This is a genomic window from Streptomyces griseoaurantiacus (assembly GCF_036189845.1).
GTDB classification, from domain to species: domain Bacteria; phylum Actinomycetota; class Actinomycetes; order Streptomycetales; family Streptomycetaceae; genus Streptomyces; species Streptomyces griseoaurantiacus.
In genome coordinates, this window is sequence record NZ_CP108326.1 from 4277880 (window position 1) to 4296853 (window position 18974).

14 protein-coding genes, 1 pseudogene and 1 riboswitch are annotated in these 18974 nt (G+C 72.3%); of the genes and pseudogenes, 10 read left to right on the forward strand and 5 right to left on the reverse strand.

All coding sequences use genetic code 11. The annotated features are described in order from the left end of the window. The first annotated feature begins 2 nt into the window (after nucleotides 1-2). From nuoL to nuoN, 3 genes are read left to right on the forward strand one after another with little or no spacing between them, the layout of a single operon-like run. A complete protein-coding gene (gene nuoL, locus OHB09_RS19065) occupies nucleotides 3-1949 on the forward strand; it encodes an NADH-quinone oxidoreductase subunit L (protein WP_006138879.1) in 1947 nt (648 codons plus the stop codon). A 5-nt stretch (nucleotides 1950-1954) separates the two neighbouring features. After that, complete coding sequence (locus OHB09_RS19070; protein WP_328922290.1) at nucleotides 1955-3526, forward strand: NADH-quinone oxidoreductase subunit M; 1572 nt, start codon at nucleotides 1955-1957, stop codon at nucleotides 3524-3526. Further along, nucleotides 3523-5181 carry an NADH-quinone oxidoreductase subunit NuoN gene (nuoN, locus tag OHB09_RS19075; protein ID WP_006138877.1) on the forward strand — a complete coding sequence of 553 codons (1659 nt, stop codon included), beginning with the start codon at nucleotides 3523-3525 and terminating at the stop codon, nucleotides 5179-5181. The genes OHB09_RS19070 and nuoN overlap by 4 nt, the downstream gene beginning before the upstream one ends. A 77-nt stretch (nucleotides 5182-5258) precedes the next feature. Here nuoN and OHB09_RS19080 read toward each other — a convergent pair whose 3' ends face one another. Next, nucleotides 5259-5861, reverse strand: coding sequence for a Uma2 family endonuclease (locus tag OHB09_RS19080; RefSeq protein ID WP_328922291.1), 603 nt, complete (start codon nucleotides 5859-5861; stop codon nucleotides 5259-5261). Between the two features lie 199 nt (nucleotides 5862-6060). Between OHB09_RS19080 and recQ the strand changes: the two genes are divergently transcribed. Further along, a complete protein-coding gene (gene recQ / locus OHB09_RS19085; RefSeq protein ID WP_167793504.1) occupies nucleotides 6061-7977 on the forward strand; it encodes a DNA helicase RecQ in 1917 nt (638 codons plus the stop codon). Nucleotides 7978-7992: 15 nt separating this feature from the next. Here recQ and OHB09_RS19090 read toward each other — a convergent pair. Beyond that, nucleotides 7993-8148 (reverse strand): annotated as a pseudogene (locus OHB09_RS19090) (GntR family transcriptional regulator); the annotation flags it as partial. A 263-nt stretch (nucleotides 8149-8411) separates the two neighbouring features. Continuing rightward, nucleotides 8412-9632: a fumarylacetoacetase gene (gene fahA / locus OHB09_RS19095; protein ID WP_328728752.1), complete on the reverse strand. Its 1221-nt coding sequence runs from the start codon at nucleotides 9630-9632 to the stop codon at nucleotides 8412-8414. Between the two features lie 252 nt (nucleotides 9633-9884). Here fahA and OHB09_RS19100 point away from each other — a divergent pair, with 252 nt between their 5' ends. Further along, nucleotides 9885-10700, forward strand: a complete 816-nt coding sequence (locus OHB09_RS19100) for a Cof-type HAD-IIB family hydrolase (protein WP_006141006.1) — start codon at nucleotides 9885-9887, stop codon at nucleotides 10698-10700. 65 nt (nucleotides 10701-10765) lie between these two features. Here the strand turns inward: OHB09_RS19100 and OHB09_RS19105 are convergent, their stop codons facing one another. Then, on the reverse strand, nucleotides 10766-11251 hold the full coding sequence (locus tag OHB09_RS19105) for a transglycosylase SLT domain-containing protein (RefSeq protein ID WP_167793505.1): 486 nt from the start codon (nucleotides 11249-11251) through the stop codon (nucleotides 10766-10768). Between the two features lie 5 nt (nucleotides 11252-11256). Continuing rightward, nucleotides 11257-11426: riboswitch (cyclic di-AMP (ydaO/yuaA leader) on the reverse strand. A gap of 571 nt (nucleotides 11427-11997) precedes the next feature. Here OHB09_RS19105 and OHB09_RS19110 point away from each other — a divergent pair. The 4 genes from OHB09_RS19110 (at nucleotide 11998) to OHB09_RS19125 (ending at nucleotide 16694) form a co-directional block, all read left to right on the forward strand. After that, nucleotides 11998-13008: a polyprenyl synthetase family protein gene (locus OHB09_RS19110; protein ID WP_006141003.1), complete on the forward strand. Its 1011-nt coding sequence runs from the start codon at nucleotides 11998-12000 to the stop codon at nucleotides 13006-13008. 334 nt (nucleotides 13009-13342) lie between these two features. Then, nucleotides 13343-14641: a LolA family protein gene (locus OHB09_RS19115; protein WP_328922292.1), complete on the forward strand. Its 1299-nt coding sequence runs from the start codon at nucleotides 13343-13345 to the stop codon at nucleotides 14639-14641. 51 nt (nucleotides 14642-14692) lie between these two features. Continuing rightward, on the forward strand, nucleotides 14693-15760 hold the full coding sequence (locus OHB09_RS19120; protein ID WP_191854565.1) for an ABC transporter ATP-binding protein: 1068 nt from the start codon (nucleotides 14693-14695) through the stop codon (nucleotides 15758-15760). Then, nucleotides 15747-16694 (forward strand): ABC transporter permease, encoded by a 948-nt coding sequence (locus OHB09_RS19125; protein WP_006140997.1) that lies wholly within the window; start codon nucleotides 15747-15749, stop codon nucleotides 16692-16694. The genes OHB09_RS19120 and OHB09_RS19125 overlap by 14 nt, the downstream gene beginning before the upstream one ends. Here OHB09_RS19125 and OHB09_RS19130 read toward each other — a convergent pair. After that, complete coding sequence (locus OHB09_RS19130; RefSeq protein WP_006140996.1) at nucleotides 16691-17251, reverse strand: DUF6668 family protein; 561 nt, start codon at nucleotides 17249-17251, stop codon at nucleotides 16691-16693. The two genes, OHB09_RS19125 and OHB09_RS19130, sit on opposite strands and share 4 nt — an antisense overlap. Nucleotides 17252-17562: 311 nt before the next feature. Here OHB09_RS19130 and OHB09_RS19135 point away from each other — a divergent pair, with 311 nt between their 5' ends. After that, the gene (locus OHB09_RS19135) at nucleotides 17563-18957 is read left to right on the forward strand and encodes a hypothetical protein (RefSeq protein WP_407077334.1); all 1395 of its coding nucleotides are present in this window, start codon (nucleotides 17563-17565) and stop codon (nucleotides 18955-18957) included. Nucleotides 18958-18974: the final 17 nt, after the last annotated feature.

The window sequence follows — 18974 nt, forward strand, 5'->3', positions numbered from 1 at the left end:
TCGTGGAGAACCTGATTGCGCTGCTGATCGCGGCGCCCCTGCTCGGAGCGGCCGTGCTGCTGTGCGGCGGTCGCCGCCTGGACGCCGTCGGCCACTGGATCGGCACGGTGCTGGCCGCCGCCTCCTTCGTGATCGGCGTGCTCCTCTTCGCCGACATGCTCGGCAAGGCGGCCGACCACCGAGCCGTCACCCAGCACCTGTTCAGCTGGATCCCCGTCGCCGGCTTCCAGGCCGACGTCACCTTCCGGCTCGACCAGCTCTCGATGACGTTCGTCCTGCTGATCACCGGCGTCGGCTCGCTCATCCACCTGTACTCGGTCGGGTACATGGAGCACGACGAGCGCAGGCGCCGCTTCTTCGGCTATCTGAACCTGTTCCTCGCGGCGATGCTGCTGCTGGTCCTCGCCGACAACTACCTGCTGCTCTACGTCGGCTGGGAGGGCGTCGGTCTCGCCTCCTACCTGCTGATCGGCTTCTGGCAGCACAAGCCCAGCGCGGCCACCGCGGCCAAGAAGGCCTTCCTGGTCAACCGCGTGGGCGACGTGGGCCTGTCCATCGCCATCATGCTGATGTTCACCACCTTCGGGACCTTCGCCTTCACGCCGGTCCTCGGCGCGGTGGACGGGGCCTCGGAGGGCAAGCTCACCGCCATCGCGCTGATGCTGCTGCTCGCCGCGTGCGGCAAGTCCGCCCAGGTGCCGCTGCAGTCCTGGCTGGGAGACGCGATGGAGGGCCCGACCCCGGTCTCCGCGCTCATCCACGCGGCCACGATGGTGACCGCCGGCGTCTACCTGATCGTCCGCTCGGGCGCCCTCTTCGACGCCGCGCCCGACGCCCAGCTCGTCGTGACCATCGTGGGCGCGGTCACGCTGCTGTTCGGTGCGATCGTCGGTTGCGCGAAGGACGACATCAAGAAGGCGCTGGCCGGCTCGACGATGTCGCAGATCGGGTACATGGTGCTCGCCGCGGGTCTCGGCCCCATCGGCTACGCCTTCGCGATCATGCACCTGGTGACGCACGGCTTCTTCAAGGCCGGGCTGTTCCTCGGCGCCGGTTCCGTCATGCACGGCATGAACGACGAGGTCGACATGCGGCGCTACGGCGGCCTGCGCACGTACATGCCGGTCACCTTCGTCACCTTCGGTCTCGGCTACCTCGCCATCATCGGCTTCCCGGGCCTGTCCGGCTTCTTCTCCAAGGACAAGATCATCGAGGCGGCCTTCGCCAAGGGCGGCACCGAGGGCTGGATCCTCGGCGGCGCGGCCCTGCTGGGCGCCGCCCTCACCGCGTACTACATGACGCGCGTGATGCTGATGACCTTCTTCGGCGAGGAGCGCTGGCGCGCGCGGCCCACCGCCTCCCCGGCGGAGCCCGACGTGGAACCGGCCGCCGAGGAGCGCGGCACCCACGCCGAGCCGCATCCGCACGAGTCGCCCTGGATCATGACCATTCCCATGATCGTGCTGGCCTTCGGCTCCGTCTTCGCGGGCGCCTTCTTCGGCGTCGGCAACCGCTTCCTGCACTGGCTGGAGCCCGTCACCGGCCACGAGGAGGGCAATTCCCCGGTCAGCGCGGCCACGGTCACCGCGGCCACGCTGGTGCTGCTGCTCGTCGGCGTCGGCATCGCCTACCTGCAGTACGGGCGCCGTCCGGTGCCGGCCGTCGCCCCGCGCGGCTCGCTGCTCACCCGGGCCGCCCGGCGCGACCTGCTCCAGGACGACTTCAACCACGTGGTCCTGGTCCGCGGCGGCGAGCACCTCACGCGCTCGCTCGTGTACGTCGACCACACCCTGGTCGACGGCGTCGTCAACGGCTCGGCCGCGTCGATGGGCGGCCTGTCCGGGCGGCTGCGGCGGCTGCAGAACGGCTACGCGCGCTCCTACGCGGTCTCCATGTTCGGCGGTGCTGCGGTGCTCATCGCCCTGACCCTGCTGATGAGGGCGGTCTGATAGCGATGTCCTTTCCCCTGCTGACAGTGACGGCGGCGCTCCCCGCGGTGGGAGCGGTCGCCACGGCCGCCGTGCCGGCCGCGCGGCGCACCGCGGCCAAATGGCTGGCGCTGGCCGTCTCGCTGGCCACCCTCGGCCTCGCGGTCGCGGTCCTGGTCCGCTTCGACCCGGACGGCGACCGCTACCAGCTCACCGAGTCGCACTCCTGGATCAGTGACTTCGGCGTCCGCTACGAACTGGGCGTCGACGGCATCGGGGTCGCGCTCCTCGCGCTGACCGCGCTGCTGATCCCGTTCATCGTCCTGGCGGGCTGGCACGACGCCGACCCCCTGGAGACCGGCAGTAGCCGCTGGCGGCCCACCCAGGGCTTCTTCGCGCTGATCCTGGCGGTCGAGGCGATGGTGATCCTCTCCTTCGAGGCCACCGACGTCTTCCTCTTCTACATCTTCTTCGAAGCCATGCTGATCCCCCTGTACTTCCTCATCGGAGGCTTCGGGGACCGCGCCCACCAGGGCGGCGAGGAGACGGCGTCGACCCAGCGGTCCTACGCCGCGGTGAAGTTCCTGCTCTACAACCTGGCCGGCGGGCTGATCATGCTGGCCGCGGTGATCGGCCTGTACACCGTCGCCGGGAACTTCTCCCTCCAGGAGATCGCGCAGGCACGGGCCGACGGCTCGCTCCACATGGCGACGAGCACCGAACGCTGGCTGTTCCTCGGCTTCTTCTTCGCCTTCGCGGTGAAGGCGCCGCTGTGGCCGCTGCACACCTGGCTGCCCAACGCGATGGGGGAGTCCACCGCCCCGGTCGCGGTGCTGATCACGGCGGTCGTCGACAAGGTGGGCACCTTCGCGATGCTCCGCTTCTGCCTCCACCTCTTCCCGGAGGCGTCGAAGTGGGCGACCCCGGTGATCCTGGTGCTCGCGGTGATCAGCATCCTCTACGGGGCGCTGCTCGCCGTCGGCCAGCGCGACATCAAGCGACTGATCGCCTACGCCTCGATCTCCCACTTCGGCTTCATCATCATGGGCATCTTCGCGATGACCAGCCAGGGCCAGTCCGGCGCCACGCTGTACATGGTCAACCACGGCATCTCGACCGCCGCGCTGCTGCTGGTGGCCGGCTTCCTGATCTCGCGCCGCGGTTCGCGCCTGATCGCGGACTACGGCGGGGTGCAGAAGGTCGCGCCCGTGCTGGCCGGCACCTTCCTGGTCGGCGGTCTGGCGACGCTGTCGCTGCCGGGGCTCGCGCCGTTCGTCAGCGAGTTCCTCGTCCTGGTCGGCACCTTCACCCGGCACCCGGTCATCGGGATCGTCGCCACCGTCGGCATCGTCCTCGCCGCGCTCTACACGCTCGTCCTCTACCAGCGGACGATGACGGGCCCGGTGAAGGCGGAGGTCGCCACGATGCCGGACCTGAGGGTGCGCGAGCTGGTCGTGGTCGCCCCGCTGATCGCCCTGCTGCTCTTCCTGGGCGTCTACCCGAAGCCCGTCGCCGACCTCGTCAACCCGGCGGTGGAGCACACGATGTCCGACGTACACAAGACCGATCCCAAGCCCGACGTGGAGGCGGCACGGTGAGCACAGCAGCCGTCCACAGCCTGTGGACAACCGCGGCGGCCTCGGCCGACCCGATCTCCAAGATCGACGCGCCGAAGATCGAGTACGGGCAGTTGTCGCCCACCCTGATCGTGCTGGGCGCGGCACTCGTCGGGGTCCTCGTCGAGGCGTTCGTCCCGCGCAAGAACCGCTACTACGCCCAGGTGTTCGTGTCCGCCGTGGCGCTGTGCGCCGCCTTCGCCGCGGTGATCGCCCTGGCGGCCGGTGGCTACGGCACCACCAAGGCCCATGTCGCCGCCATGGGCGCGATCTCCGTCGACGGACCCGCCCTGTTCCTGCAGGGCACGATCCTGCTCGTCGGGCTGCTCGGCGTCTTCACCTTCGCCGAGCGCCGGCTCGACCCGGCGGCGCACGGCAATCGGGTCGACTCCTTCGCCGCGCAGGCCGCCTCCGTGCCCGGTAGCGACAGCGAGAGGGCCGCGGTCAAGGCGGGGTTCACCACCACCGAGGCGTTCCCGCTGCTGCTCTTCGCGATCGGCGGCATGCTCGTCTTCCCCTCCGCCAACGACCTGCTGACGCTGTTCGTGGCCCTGGAGGTCTTCTCGCTCCCGCTGTACCTGCTGTGCGCCCTGGCCCGCCGCAAGCGGCTCATGTCGCAGGAGGCCGCGGTCAAGTACTTCCTGCTCGGCGCCTTCGCCTCCGCGTTCACCCTGTTCGGCATCGCCCTGCTGTACGGGTACGCGGGCTCGGTGTCCTACGCGCGGATCGCGCAGGTCGTCGACGGCACGGTCACCGACGTCGATCCGGCGCTCGCCGGGACGATGGGCAACGACGCGCTGCTGCTGGTCGGTGCCGCGATGATCGTCATGGGCCTGCTGTTCAAGGTGGGCGCGGTCCCGTTCCACATGTGGACCCCGGACGTCTACCAGGGGGCGCCGACCCCGGTCACCGGCTTCATGGCCTCGGCGACGAAGGTCGCGGCCTTCGGTGCGCTGCTGCGGCTGCTGTACGTCGTCCTGCCGGGGCTGCGCTGGGACTGGCGGCCGGTGATGTGGGCGGTGGCGATCGTCACCATGCTGGGCGGCGCCATCGTGGCGATCACCCAGACCGACATCAAGCGGCTCCTGGCGTACTCCTCGATCGCGCACGCCGGCTTCATCCTCGCCGGTGTCATCGCGACGACGCCCTCGGGCATCTCGTCCGTGCTGTTCTACCTGGCCGCGTACTCCTTCGTGACGATCGGCGCCTTCGCGGTCGTCACGCTGGTCAGGGACGCGGGCGGCGAGGCCACGCACCTGTCGAAGTGGGCCGGGCTCGGCCGCCGCTCGCCGCTGGTCGCGGCCGTGTTCGCGGTCTTCCTCCTGGCCTTCGCGGGCATCCCGCTGACCTCCGGGTTCGCGGGCAAGTTCGCCGTCTTCAAGGCGGCGGCGGAGGGCGGCGCGATGCCGCTGGTCGTGGTCGGCGTGATCTCCTCGGCGATCGCGGCGTTCTTCTACATCAGGGTCATCGTCCTGATGTTCTTCAGCCGCCCCCACCCCGAGGGCCCGACGGTCGCGGTCGCCTCCCCCCTGACGACGGTGGCGATCGCGGCGGGCGTCGCGGTCACCGTGGTCCTGGGCGTGGCCCCGCAGTACTTCCTGGACCTGGCGAGCCAGGCGGGGGTGTTCGTGCGCTGAGGACTCACCGCTCGCACGGCCGCGGCCCGGTATCCCCAGGGGATGCCGGGCCGCGGCCGTAAGCCGGTGGCGCAGAGCTATTCGCTCCGCTCACGGCGCATCCTGATGCCGGTGAGGTCGAGGTCCAGGGGGAAGGGGGCGTCCACCTTCATACGCTCCCGAAAGATGCCCACACTGGTGTACGCGCCGGTGGTGGGCTCCAGCTCGAAGGCGTGCACCGCGGCCCGGCCCTTCTCGTTCTCCACCCGCCAGTAGTGGGCGATCCCGGCCCGGGCGTACTTCAGGGGCTTCGTCTCGCGGTCACGGGACACGGAGTCCTCCGAGACGACCTCCACGGCCAGCAGGACGGCTTCCGCCGGGAACCGGGTCTGCTCGGGGTCCTGCACCACGTCCGCACGCACTACGACCACGTCCGGCTCGGGCCGGTTCTGGCGGTCGATGTCGATGGTGAACTCGCGGATGACCTCGAAGGCGGCCGGCGCCAAAGACTGTAGTTGCCAGGTGAAGAAGTCGATGGTGCGCGTGTGAAACAAGGTCTGCGGACTCACGAAGACCAGGCTCCCGTCGATCAGTTCCGTGTGTGGAGGCAGATTCGGAAGCCGGTCCAGGTCGTCGGCGGTCCAGCCGCCCTCGGGTGGCATCGGCCAGCTGGGCTCGGAGGCCTTCGGTGCGACGCTCATCAGTGCTCCCATGGGACGGAGTCTCGCCGGTGCATTCAGACTATCGGCCGGAAACGGACAGGCTCCATACGTACGTGTGAACGACTGTCGTTTCCTTGACCTGCCGTGTCGGCCCGGGCCTGTGGACAACTCCGGGGTTGTCGGCGCGGGCGCCTATCGTGGGCGGAGTGGTCGAGGGACGACGTACGGGGGACGAGCGATGCACGGGATGGGCGGGACGGCTGTGAGTACCGACGTGGAGACACCGGCGGCGGGCGGTGACAGCGAGGCGCTGGCCGCGCTGCACCGGGTCTTCGGCTACGACTCCTTCCGCGGTGAGCAGGGAGCGGTCATCGAGCACGTCGTGGCGGGCGGTGACGCCGTCGTGCTCATGCCGACGGGTGCCGGCAAGTCGCTGTGCTACCAGATCCCCGCCCTGGTCAGACCGGGCACGGGTGTCGTGATCTCCCCGCTGATCGCGCTGATGCAGGACCAGGTGGACGCCCTGCGCGCGCTCGGCGTGCGCGCCGGGTTCATGAACTCCACACAGGACTTCGACGAGCGGCGGATGGTCGAGGCCGAGTTCCTCGCCGGCGAACTCGACCTGCTCTACCTGGCCCCGGAGCGGCTGCGCCTGGAGCCGATGCGCGAACTGCTCTCCCGCGGCAAGATCTCGGTGTTCGCGATCGACGAGGCGCACTGCGTCTCCCAGTGGGGCCACGACTTCCGCCCCGACTACCTCGCCCTGTCCCTGCTCGGCGAGCGCTGGCCCGACGTGCCGCGCCTCGCGCTCACCGCCACCGCGACGCACGCCACCCACCGGGAGATCACCGAGCGGCTCGGCATGCCGGACGCCCGGCACTTCGTCGCCAGCTTCGACCGGCCCAACATCCAGTACCGCATCGTGCCGAAGGCGGAGCCGAAGAAGCAGCTCCTGTCCTTCCTCCGCGAGGAGCACGCGGGCGACGCGGGCATCGTGTACTGCCTCTCGCGCAACTCGGTGGAGAAGACCGCCGAGTTCCTGAGCGCCAACGGCGTCGAGGCGGTGCCGTACCACGCCGGTCTGGACGCCGGGACGCGCGCCGCCCACCAGGCGCGCTTCCTGCGGGAGGACGGCCTGGTGGTCGTCGCGACGATCGCCTTCGGCATGGGCATCGACAAGCCGGACGTCCGCTTCGTCGCCCACCTCGACCTGCCCAAGTCCGTCGAGGGCTACTACCAGGAGACGGGCCGGGCCGGCCGTGACGGACTGCCGTCCACGGCCTGGATGGCGTACGGCCTCAACGACGTCATCCAGCAGCGCAAGATGATCCAGTCCGGCGAGGGCGACGAGACGTTCCGCAGACGGGCCGCCGCCCACCTCGACGCGATGCTCGCGCTGTGCGAGACCGTCCGGTGCCGCCGAAGCCAGCTCCTCGCCTACTTCGGCCAGGACGCGGACGCCGAGGCCTGCGGCAACTGCGACACCTGTCTGAGCCCGCCGGAGACCTGGGACGGCACGGTCGTCGCGCAGAAGGTGCTGTCCACGGTGTGGCGGCTGGAGCGGGAGCGGCGGCAGAAATTCGGCGCCGGCCAGATCATCGACATCCTGCTGGGCCGGCGCACGGCCAAGGTGATCCAGTTCGACCACGACCAGCTCTCGGTGTTCGGCATCGGCGACGAACTGGCCGAGGGCGAGTGGCGTGGCGTCGTACGGCAGTTGCTGGCCCAGGGGCTGCTCGCGGTCGAGGGGGAGTACGGCGCGCTGGTGCTCACCGAGGAGAGCGGCACGGTGCTGTGGCACGGACGGGAGGTGCCGCTGCGCAAGGAGCCGAAGAGGCCGACGGCCTCGCGTGCCTCCGGCGGCGGCCGGGGCGAGCGCAAGGCACGGGCGGCGGCGCCCGAGCTGCCGGCCGAGCTGGTCCCGGCGTTCGAGGCCCTGCGGGCCTGGCGCGCCGAGCAGGCCCGTGAGCAGGGCGTTCCCGCGTACATCATCTTCCACGACGCGACCCTCCGGGAGATCGCGACGGCCCGGCCGAGCACGGTGGCCGAACTCGGCGCCATCAACGGGGTCGGCGAGAAGAAGCTGGCCACCTACGGGGAGGGCGTGCTGGGGGCACTGGCCTCCGTGCCGGAGCCGGGGGAGGAGCGGATATAGCGGCTCCCGGCGCCCCGGGAGGGTGCCGGTGGGGAAGCAGCCGGTCAGGATCTGCCGGCGCAGCAGGTCGGCGAGCTGGCGCGCCCGGTCCGCACGCAGCCGGCGCCGGCGGGCGGCGACGGTGGTCGCGCCCTGCCCGGCGTGGTCCCGGATGCGCTCGGTGGCCGGCATGCGGGGAACCCTGCTGAAACAGTGGGGTATGGGGTGTTGCCGGAGTGTCGCACCATGTGGGACGGCGTCAGATCGCTTGCTGACCCGCGACGTTGGCGGCAGACGCGTGAGATGCGCCACTGGCGCCGCCCCCACGCGTCCGCGCCGCTTCTCACACGTGCGCCCCGCACCTCACGCGTCCGCGCCGCTTCTCGCGCGTCCGCCCTCGCGTCCGCGCCACTGCTCGCGCGTGCGCGCCGCCCCGCAGGCTCCCGTCGCCCGGCTCACGCTCCCGGAACCACGCGCCCCGACACCTCGCCGAGTCCGACCCGGGCGCCGTCCGGGCCCGGGGCCCAGGCCGTGAGGGTGACCTCGTCGCCGTCCTGGAGGAAGGCGCGCTCACCCCCGGGCAGCCGCAGCGGCTCCCGGCCGTTCCAGGTCAGTTCCAGCAGCGAGCCCCGCTCACGCGCCCCCGGCCCGCTGACCGTGCCCGACCCGTACAGGTCGCCCGTGCGCAGCGAGGCCCCGTTCACCGTCATGTGGGCGAGCTGCTGCGCGGCCGTCCAGTACATCGTCGCGAAGGGCGGCTCCGAGACCACATGGCCGTTGACCGCCACGGAGATCCGCAGGTCGTAGCCGCCGGGCTCCTCCTCGGGGCCGGAGTCGTCCAGGTAGGGCAGCAGCGGGTGCGTGCGGGCCGGCGGGGCCACCCGGGCCTCGTCCAGCGCGTCGAGCGGGGTGATCCACGCGGAGACCGACGTGGCGAAGGACTTGCCGAGGAAGGGGCCGAGGGGCACGTACTCCCAGGCCTGGACGTCCCGGGCCGACCAGTCGTTGAGCAGGCACAGTCCGAAGACGTGGTCGCGGAAGGCGGACAGCGGCACGGGCCGGCCCAGCGGCGAGGGCGTGCCGACGACGAAGCCGACCTCCGCCTCGATGTCGAGCCGCACCGAGGGGCCGAACACCGGATCGGGGTCGGTCGGCGCCTTGCGCTGCCCCGAGGGCCGTACGACCTCCGTTCCGGACACCACGACCGTGCCCGCGCGCCCGTGGTAACCGATGGGCAGGTGCTTCCAGTTCGGGGTGAGGGAATCGGCCGCGTCCGGACGGAAGATCTGCCCGACGTTCCGCGCGTGGTGCTCGGAGGAGTAGAAGTCGACGTAGTCCGCGACCTCGAACGGCAGGTGCAGCCGCACCTCGGACAGCGGGTGCAGCATCCCGGCGACCGCCTCCCGGTGGGAGGGGACGGTGACCCACGCGGTCAGCGCGCGCCGCACGTCGGACCAGGCGGTGCGGCCCGCCGCCAGCAGCGGGTTCAGCGTCGGCCGGGCGAGGAGCGAGGCGTAGGGCGAACCGAGGGCGAGGGCCGCGGCGCCCGCGTCGAGCACGTGCGCGCCGAGCCGGACGCCGACCGTCCGCGCGGTGCCGCCGGGCGGGGTGAAGACGCCGTAGGGAAGGTTGTGCGGGCCGAAGGGATCGCCCTCGGGGACGTCGAACGGGGGCATGCGGTGCTGCCTCGCTTTCCTGCGCGCCGGGCGGGGACACGTTCCCGCTGGTGGCGGGGGACGTGTCCCGGTGGTCGGGCCACACGTTACGGCCGAGTCGCCCGTCATGGGCAGTATGCGTGAGGGGTGTTGGCCAAGGGCGTAGGCGCCGTGCGTCAACTGTCGTTGCCGAGGCGGGCGTTGTACCTGAGAAAGCGGACGTCGGCCGGTTCGGGGCGGGTCGGTGGGGCCCGGCATCCGTATTCTCTGATCATGGCCGCACCCACCGCATATGCCCTCATCGCCACTGACCTGGACGGAACGCTGCTGCGCGGCGACGACACGCTCTCCGACCGGTCCCTCGCCGCGCTCGCGCGGGTGGCCGCCGCCGGGGCGACACACCTCGTGGTGACGGGGCGGCCGGCACCGAGGGTGCGCCCCCTCCTGGAGGACCTCGGCGGTGAGGGGCTCGCGGTGTGCGGGCAGGGCGCGCAGCTGTACGACGCCGGCGCCGACCGGCTGCTGTGGTCCGTCACCCTGGACCGGGAACTGGCCGAGACCGCGCTGGGCAAGGTGGAGGCCGAGGTCGGCGAGGTGTACGCCGCCGTCGACCAGGACGGGGCGGACGGGCTGACGCTGATCGAGCCCGGCTATCTGATGCCGCACCCCACGCTGCCCGCCGTCCGGGTCGGCAGGCGCGAGGACCTGTGGGCAGAGCCCATCAGCAAGGTGCTGCTGCGCCACCCCTTCCTCTCCGACGACGAACTGGCGGCGGTGGCCCGGGGGGCGGTCGGTTCACTGGCCACGGTCACCATGTCGGGGCCCGGGACCGTCGAACTCCAGCCATGCGGGGTGACGAAGGCGACCGGGCTGGCGCTGGCAGCCGAGCGGCTGGGACTGCCGCCCTCGCGCACCCTGGCCTTCGGGGACATGCCCAACGACATCCCCATGTTCGACTGGGCCGCGCACGGCGTGGCCATGGCCAACGCCCATCCCGAACTCAAGGCGGTCGCCGACGAGGTCACGGCGTCGAACGAGGACGACGGCATCGCCGTCGTCCTCGAACGTCTCTTCCCGCCGGCGCCCTGAACCCGGGCCCGCACGGGGGCTGCGAAGGGCCGGGCCTTCCGGCCCCCGCCCCCGGCACGGTCGGCTCAGTACGCGCCGAACACGTTGTCGATCGAGCCGTACCGCGCGGCCGCGTAGTTGCAGGACGCCGTGATGTTGGCGACCGGGTCGAACGGGTCGAGCGAGGTGCCGGGCACGTGGTAGGCCAGGAACGTCGGGTCGATGATCTGGAGCAGGCCCTTGGAGGGGGTGCCCTTCGCGGCGTTGGAGTCCCAGTTGTTCACGGCGAGCGGGTTGCCGGAGGACTCCCGCATGATGTTGCGGTGGATGCCCTCGTAGCTGCCGGGGATGCCGTTCTGCGCCATGACCGCCAGCGACTGCTGGATCCAGCCGTCCAGGTTGTCGGCGTAGCCGGCCGTGGTGGCGGTGGTCGTCACCGCGGTCGTGCTCGCGGTGGCCGCCGTGGTCGTGGCGGCGGAGGCCTGGGTGGCGCCGAACAGCGGGAGCGCGAGGGCGGCGGCACCGGTGCCGGCGGCGATCAGGGCGCGGGTGGGCAGGGGAAAGCGGGGCATGGCGGATGTCCTCTCCGTCGCCTGCGAGGTGAGCTGTCGGGTTCGGGCTGGGAGGTGCCCGGCCGGCCCGCACACGCGGAACCGGCTTCACCCCTAGCCGGGCCGGGACTTGGCCCGGACCGGCGACTTACCTGGGTCCCCCGCTCCTGCCGCACGAGATGGGTGCATGGGTGTCCGGACAGCGGCAGGACTCGGCGTTCCGTCCGGATCGGGGAGGAAGCTATGCGAGGAAACCTGTGAGGAACAAGTGACGAAAACGCGATTGTCCCCGGTTGATCTTGCGGTGGGTGTTTTGGGCTGTTGATCCTTTGTGCGCCGCCGGGCTCAACTGGGCGCCCAGGTAAGGGGAATGTCAGATTCCGCTACGACGGCCCCCGGTGGAGTCGCGCGTGACCCAATTCACTGGGCAGCTGAGACGGACGTATGGTGCGGAATACCCCTCAATGGTGCAAGTCGGCGGAGTGGTGGACGTCGGGGTCGTCCGGCCGGGCGCCGGGGGGTCTCGCGGGCGCCGGCGGGGACTCGCCCGGAGGGGTGACACGGTGTGGATCATGCGCGTGTCGGCACATAGCCGTGCGTATCACCCGATCACGAACATGCCGTCTCTGATCCGATACGTCCCGGCCTGGAACCATGGGCGCTCGTGGTGATCGAAACATGACCGGATACGCTGACTTGAGTGAGGGCAGCGACCTATCGACAAACCGTGTAACCGTCACCAGACACCAGCAGACAGGAGACCCCTCGTGACCGTCGTCGGGCCATTCGGGCTGAGCGTGCGGGACCAGGCTCTGGAAGCCGATGTCCAGGTCGGTCTGACGGCTGTCGAGGAGGGCCTGCTCGAAGCCACCAAGAGCGAGGTCGCCTTCATCACGGAGGCCGCCCAGCACCTCGTCCGTGCGGGTGGCAAGCGCTTCCGTCCGCTGCTCGTGATGCTGGCGGCGCAGTTCGGCGACCCCTACGCCCCGGGAATCGTGCCCTCGGCGGTCGTCGTCGAGCTCACCCACCTCGCCACGCTCTACCACGACGACGTCATGGACGAGGCCGAGGTGCGGCGCGGGGTGGACAGCGCGAACACCCGCTGGGGCAACTCGGTCGCGGTCCTCACCGGTGACTTCCTCTTCTCCCGCGCCTCCCACATGCTGGCCGACCTCGGCCCCGAGGCGGTGCGCATCCAGGCGGAGGCGTTCGAGCGCCTGGTCACCGGCCAGATCCTGGAGACCGCCGGGCCGCGCGACGGCCGGGACCCCGTCGAGCACTACCTCGACGTGCTGGCCGGCAAGACCGGCTCGCTGGTCGCGGTCGCCTGCCGGTTCGGCGCGATGATGTCCGGCGCCGACGAGACGGTCGTGGACGTGCTCACGCAGTACGGGGAGCGGCTCGGCGTCGCCTTCCAGCTCGCCGACGACGTGCTCGACATCGCCTCCGACTCCCGGGAGTCCGGCAAGACGCCGGGCACCGACCTGCGCGAGGGCATCCCCACCCTGCCGGTGCTGCGGCTGCGGGAGCGCGCCGAGCGGCTCGGCCTGCCGGCGGACGTGGCCCTGTGCGAGCTGCTCGACTCCGACCTGGCCGAGGACGCCCGGCTCGCCGAGGCGCTGGAGCGGCTGCGGGAGCACCCGGCCCTGGAGCAGGCGCGGCGGGACACCGTGCGCTACGCGGAGGACGCGCGGTCGGCGCTGGCCCCGCTGCCGGAGTGCGCGGCGAAGAAGGCGCTGACGGAGATGTGCGAACTGGTCGTGCACCGGGCCGGATGAGCCCCGGGCCGGGTCGTCGGCGCGGACCGCCCGCCACCCGGAACGCCCCGGCCCGCTCACCCGTCGGGACCTCGTGAAGTCCTCCGGCGACTCTCCCACCCCTACGGGTGGGTGGACGCTCTCCACCCTCGTGTCATACCGCAGGAGTACGCGGAGTTGGCTCCGGGGGTTGACGCCGTGCCGCGGACTTTTTGGTCATATGGAGAGGACCACCTCCCCGGACTTCGGGTGACAATGGCGGCACGGGGTGGGAAGTCCCGGCTCGAGGGCGAAACGCAGAGCCAGGGGGAGCGCGAGCACGGCAGCCGCCGCCGACGACGGAGGTAAGGCACACATGGCACCGTACGGAACCGACGACATCACCCCCGGTCAGACCCCCGGCGGGAACACGGGTGGCAGCGCCGGAGACGCGGGCGGGGCGCGGCGCAGGGCCTCGCGGTACGTCGTCCCGGCCGCCGTGGTGGGGGTGGCGGCGGCGACCATCGGGCTCGTCCCGGCGCTCGCCGACTCCGGCGACCCCGACCTGCCGAGGATCAGCGCACAGGAACTCGTCGAGAAGATCGCCGCCTCGGACGTGGACCGGCTCTCCGGCACCTTCAAGGTCACCACCGACCTGGGCCTGCCGGACCTGGGCGGTCTGGAGAGCGGCCTGCTCTCCGGCGTCTCCTCGCAGGGCGGCTCCACCGCCGACCCCTCCGCCAGGCTGACGGAGCTGGCGAGCGGCACGCACACCGTGCGGGTGGCGATGGACGGCCCGGACAAGCACAAGTTGTCCCTCGTCGAGAAGGCCGCCGAGTACAGCGTCATCCACAACGGCGACGAGGTGTGGGCCTACGACAGCGGGTCCAACGAGGCCTTCCACGCCCAGGAACCGGGCGGCGCGAAGCACGACCGTGAGGGGAAGCGGGGCGGCGGGCATCACGGTCCCGGGTCCGGGGACTCCTCCGTGACCCCCAAGGAACTCGCCGAGCAGGTCCTGAAGGCGGCCGACGGCACGACGTCGGTCTCGGTCGACGGCACCGTCCGCGTGGCCGGCCGGGACGCCTACAAGCTGCTGGTCAAGCCGGAGAAGCCCGGTTCGACGGTCGGTGCCGTCAGCATCGCGGTGGACGCGCGCACCGGCATGCCGCTGAAGTTCACGCTCACCCCCTCCTCGGGCGGTGCCGCCGTGGTCGACGCGGGCTTCACCAAGGTCAGCTTCGCCCGCCCGGCCGCGTCGACGTTCGACTTCACCCCGCCCAAGGGCACCAAGGTCACCGAGGAGGACGAGGCCGAGAGGTCGGCACCGCACAGGGGCCCGGGCGGCATGGTCGGCGGCGGTCTTCCCGGCCTGGGCGGCCTGGGAAGCCTCGGCAGCACGGAGGGCGCCAAGACGATCGGCGAGGGCTGGTCGGCGATAGCCGTGTTCGGAGAAGCGGGGGACAAGCCCTCCGGCTCCTCGCGCGGCCGGGCCGAGGACGGTACCGCCTCCGGCCTCCTGGGCTCCTTCGGGGACAAGGTGACCGGCAGGTTCGGCTCGGGCACGGTCTTCTCGACCCGCCTGGTGAACGCGCTGGTCACGGACGACGGCAGGGTGTACGCGGGCGCGGTCACCAAGGACGCGCTGGTGAAGGCGGCCGACGCGGCCAAGTAGGAACGGGGTCCGCCCCGGGCGGACGGACGGCAGGGCAGGAGGGGGGAACGCATGGAGGAACCGTCCGCCGCGGAAGAACGGCCGGCCGTCCCGCGCGAGGCGGGCCCGGCCGTCCCGACCGCGGCGACCGGGCCCGGTGCGGCACCGGCCCACGACGCCGGGGACGGTGAGGGCGAGGAGACCGGGGCGGTCATCGCCACCCGTGCGCTCACCAAGCGGTACCGGGGCGGACAGCTCGCCGTGGACGGTCTCGACCTGACCGTCCCGGCGGGCAGCGTCTTCGGCTTCCTCGGGCCCAACGGCTCCGGCAAGACCACGACCATCCGGATGCTGATGGGCCTCATCGAGCCGACCTCCGGCACGGCACACGTGCTCGGCCGGCCCATGCCCCGCGCGGGACGCGCCGTGCTCCCGCACGTCGGCGCGCTCATCGAGGGACCGGCGCTGTACGGATTCCTCTCCGGCCGGGACAACCTCCTGCGCTACGACGCCGCCGATCCCACCGCCGACCCGCGCACCCGGCGGGCCCGGGTCGGGGCCGCGCTCGACCGGGTCGGGCTGACCGCGGCCGCCGGGAAGAAGGCGAGGGCGTACTCGCTCGGCATGAAGCAGCGGCTCGGGCTCGCCGCGGCCCTGCTCCAGCCGCGCCGGCTGCTCGTCCTTGACGAGCCGACCAACGGCCTGGACCCGCAGGGCATGCGCGAGATCCGCACCCTGGTCAGGGAGTTGGCCTCCGAGGGCACCACCGTCTTCCTCTCCTCCCACCTGCTGGACGAGATCGAGCAGGTCTGCACGCATGTGGCCGTGATGGCCGGGGGCCGGCTGCTCACCCAGGGCCCGGTGGCCGCACTCGCGGCGGGCGCACGGGGGCGGCTGGTCGTGACCACCCCGGACGTGGCGGACGCGGCCCGGATACTGAAGGAACAGGGCGTGGACGACGTCGTCCCGGCCGAGGACCGGGGCACGGTCACCGCGGCACCCCCGAAGGGCGAACTCGCCGAGCTCAACGCCGCCTTGGTGACGGCGGGAGTGCGTGTGCGGGGCTTCGCCGTGGAACGGGCCTCGCTGGAGGAGGCGTTCGTGGCACTGACGGGGGAGGGCTTCGATGTCGCGGGCTGAGGCGCCGGGCACGGCGGCGTCGGACACGGCGGTGTCGGACGCGCCGGTGTCGGACGCGCCGGCGCGTGGCGCCGTTCCGCAGGGGGCGCCCCGGCCGAATCCGCTGTGGTCCTTCGGGCTGTTCCGCAGTGAGCTGGGCATCACCTTCCGCCGCTGGCGCACCCTCGCGCTGCTGGGGGTACTCCTCGCGGTGCCGGTGCTCGTCGGGATCGCCGTGAAGATCGAGACGCGCGACGGCTCCTCCGCGAGCGGGGGCGGCGACGGCCCGGCGTTCCTCGCGCAGATCACCAACAACGGCCTGTTCCTGGTGTTCACCGCCCTCGCCGCGACGCTCCCCTTCTTCCTGCCCATGGCCGTCGGCGTCGTCGCGGGCGACTCCCTCGCGGGCGAGGCGAACGCCGGGACCCTGCGCTACCTTCTGGTCGCCCCGGCCGGCCGCACCCGGCTGCTGCTCACCAAGTACGCGACGGTGCTGACCTTCTGCCTCGCCGCCACCCTGGTCGTGGCGGTCTCCGCGCTCGCGGTCGGCGCGCTGCTGTTCCCGCTGGGCGAGCTGACCACCATCTCGGGCACCCGTATCGGCTTCGGCGAGGGACTCGTGCGGGCGCTGCTCATCGCCCTGGTCGTCGCCGCCTCCCTGGTCGGTGTGGCAGCCCTCGGGCTGTTCGTCTCCACCCTCACCAACAGCGGCATCGCGGCGATGGCGACGACGGTGGGGCTGCTGATCACCGTGCAGATCCTCGACCAGATACCGCAGCTCCACGCGATACAGCCGTATCTGTTCTCCCACTACTGGCTGTCCTTCGCGGACCTCGTACGGGATCCCGTCTACTGGGACGACCTGCTCCGCAACCTCGGCCTGCAGGCTCTGTACGGCGCGGTGTTCGGCTCGGCCGCCTGGGCCCGCTTCGCGGCCAAGGACATCACCGCCTAGGCGGGACCGGCCCGGCCGGTCAGGCGGGCGAGAGGCTCGCACTCGCGAGGGGGCCGGCCGGCCAGGTCGTTGGTGCGCCAGGCCGTCACCCACGGCACGCGGTAGACGTCGATCACCGCGTCGATCGTCCTGATCCGCTGGGCGAGCGGGCGCGGGAGCCGGCCCGGCGCGTCCGCGACGAGGACGACGGCGTCCAGGTCGAGACCGGGCGGTGCGTCACCCCGGCGGAAGATGTCGAGGGTGTTCGCCACGGCCTCCAGGCCCGTGGCGTGCGTCCGGCCGACGAGGAGGACCGACGGCGGCTCGCCCTGCTCGGGCCGGGGCCAGGCACGGCCGGCGTCGTGACCGCCGAAGACCGCGGCGAGCGTGGTGGCACCCGCCCCGCCGTGGGTCGCCACCCAGCTGAACCGCCGGGGACCGGCCGTCGCGGGCGGCATACCGGGACGCGCCGGGGACGGGGGACCGCCCACGGGCCCGCGCAGCCAGATGTCCGGTCCGCCGGGGGGCTGCCCGGTGCCTGTCGGACCGCCGGTTCCCCGCCCTGCGTCGGGCTGCATCGACCGCCTCCTCCTCGTCGGGCCGGTGGACGTCACGGCGGTGCGGGGCGCCCGGATTCGGGCACGAGTTCTTGGGACGAAAATGTCACGTCCCGGTGACGCCAGGCACGGAAAACAACCGCGAGACTCAACACCGTACGCGAACGGGGATCTTGCGGCCGAGGGAGCGTACGGTTCCCGGCAGTCCACCACCCGCCCACCGCGCCCGTGCCGAACGACCCGAGTGAGGAACGATGTCCCGACTCCACCGCGAACACAAGCGGAGCCGCTCCGCAGCGGGGGCCGTGTCCACGGCGCGCACCGGCGCTACGGTGACCCCGATCGAGGTCCGGGTACCGGTGCCGGCGCAGCGGGAGCCGGAGCGGGGACCGGGCGGGGGCGCGACGGTCGGCGGCATGCCGGTGGTCGCGGGCACGGGGGAGTCGGTCCAGGAGGCCGTCCTGAACCATCTGCACCGTCTCACCCTCGCCGCCGGGCATCCCGTCCTCGCGACGGTGCGCGACGAGCGGATCGGGTACGTGATCCCGCTGCGGATTCATGTGGACGGATCGAGCACGTACGCGGGGCAGCCGCAGCGGTTCGAGACGGCCGCACCGGCACCGGCACATGTGCCGACGCCGACGCCGGCGGCCCATGTGGCCCCGGCACCCCCCGCGGCCGCCCCGGAGCCCCCGCGCGACAGGGCGACCCGTGCGCTGCGGGCGGTGGAGGAGAGGGAGGCGGAGACCGGGGGCACGCCGGTCGCCCCGGCGCCGGCTCCCGAGGAGCCGACCGCCGGCCACACCGTGGCGACCTTCATGCTGCGGGCGGTTCCCGAGCAGCAGCCCCTGATCACGACGACCCCCGGCCTCGCCCAGGACCTCGCCGCCGGCCCCGCCGCCCCCACGAGCGGGGACACGAGCGGCCCCCGGCCCCCGGAGCCGGGCACCGTCCAGCCCCCGCGGGGCGAGTTCGGCCCGCCGCCGGTACTGCCGGACCCGGCGCAGGCACAGGCACCCGCCCCGGCTCCGGCCGCTCCGGCACAGGCCCCGGCCGCCCCGGCCCCGGCACCGAAGGCGTCCCTCCCGCTGCCCGACCCCGAGTCCGACCCGGAGTTCTCCGCCCCGGCCTGGAAGCCCACCGCCGCGCCGCGCACCGTGCCCGTGGAGGAGGTCAAGGAGCCGCCCGTGCGGGAGTTCGACTCCGTGGTCGACGTGGTGCTGGCCGCCGAGCCCGACAGCATGCCCGGCGCTCCCGAGGGGCCCTTCGCGGTCCCCATGGCGACCATCGGCGAGGCGGTGCGGCAGGGACGCATCGACGAGGCCGCGGCGCTCGCCGAGGAGACGGTCGCGGAGGCCACGGGCACGCTCGGCGCGGAGCACTCCGAGGTGCTGCGGCTGCGCGAGCTGAGCGCCTACATCGCCTACCTGGCCGGGGATCCGCTCCGCTCGTTCCACCTCTCCCTCGACCTCGCCCGGGTCCACCACCGGCTGCGGGACGCGCGGGCCGCGTACGGCAACGTGCAGAGCGCGGCCGCCGCCTGGCGCGCGGTGCGCGACCCGCTCCAGGGTCTGCACCTGGGCCGCGACCTGCTCGGCACCTGGACCGAACTCGCGGCGAACGAGGGGCCCGCCGCCGAGGACCTGGAACAGCTCCAGTCGGCACGCAACCGCATGACCCGCCTCGCCGACCGCGCCCGCGCCCGCGCCCTCGACGAGGAGCGCTAGACAGGACAGGGACGACG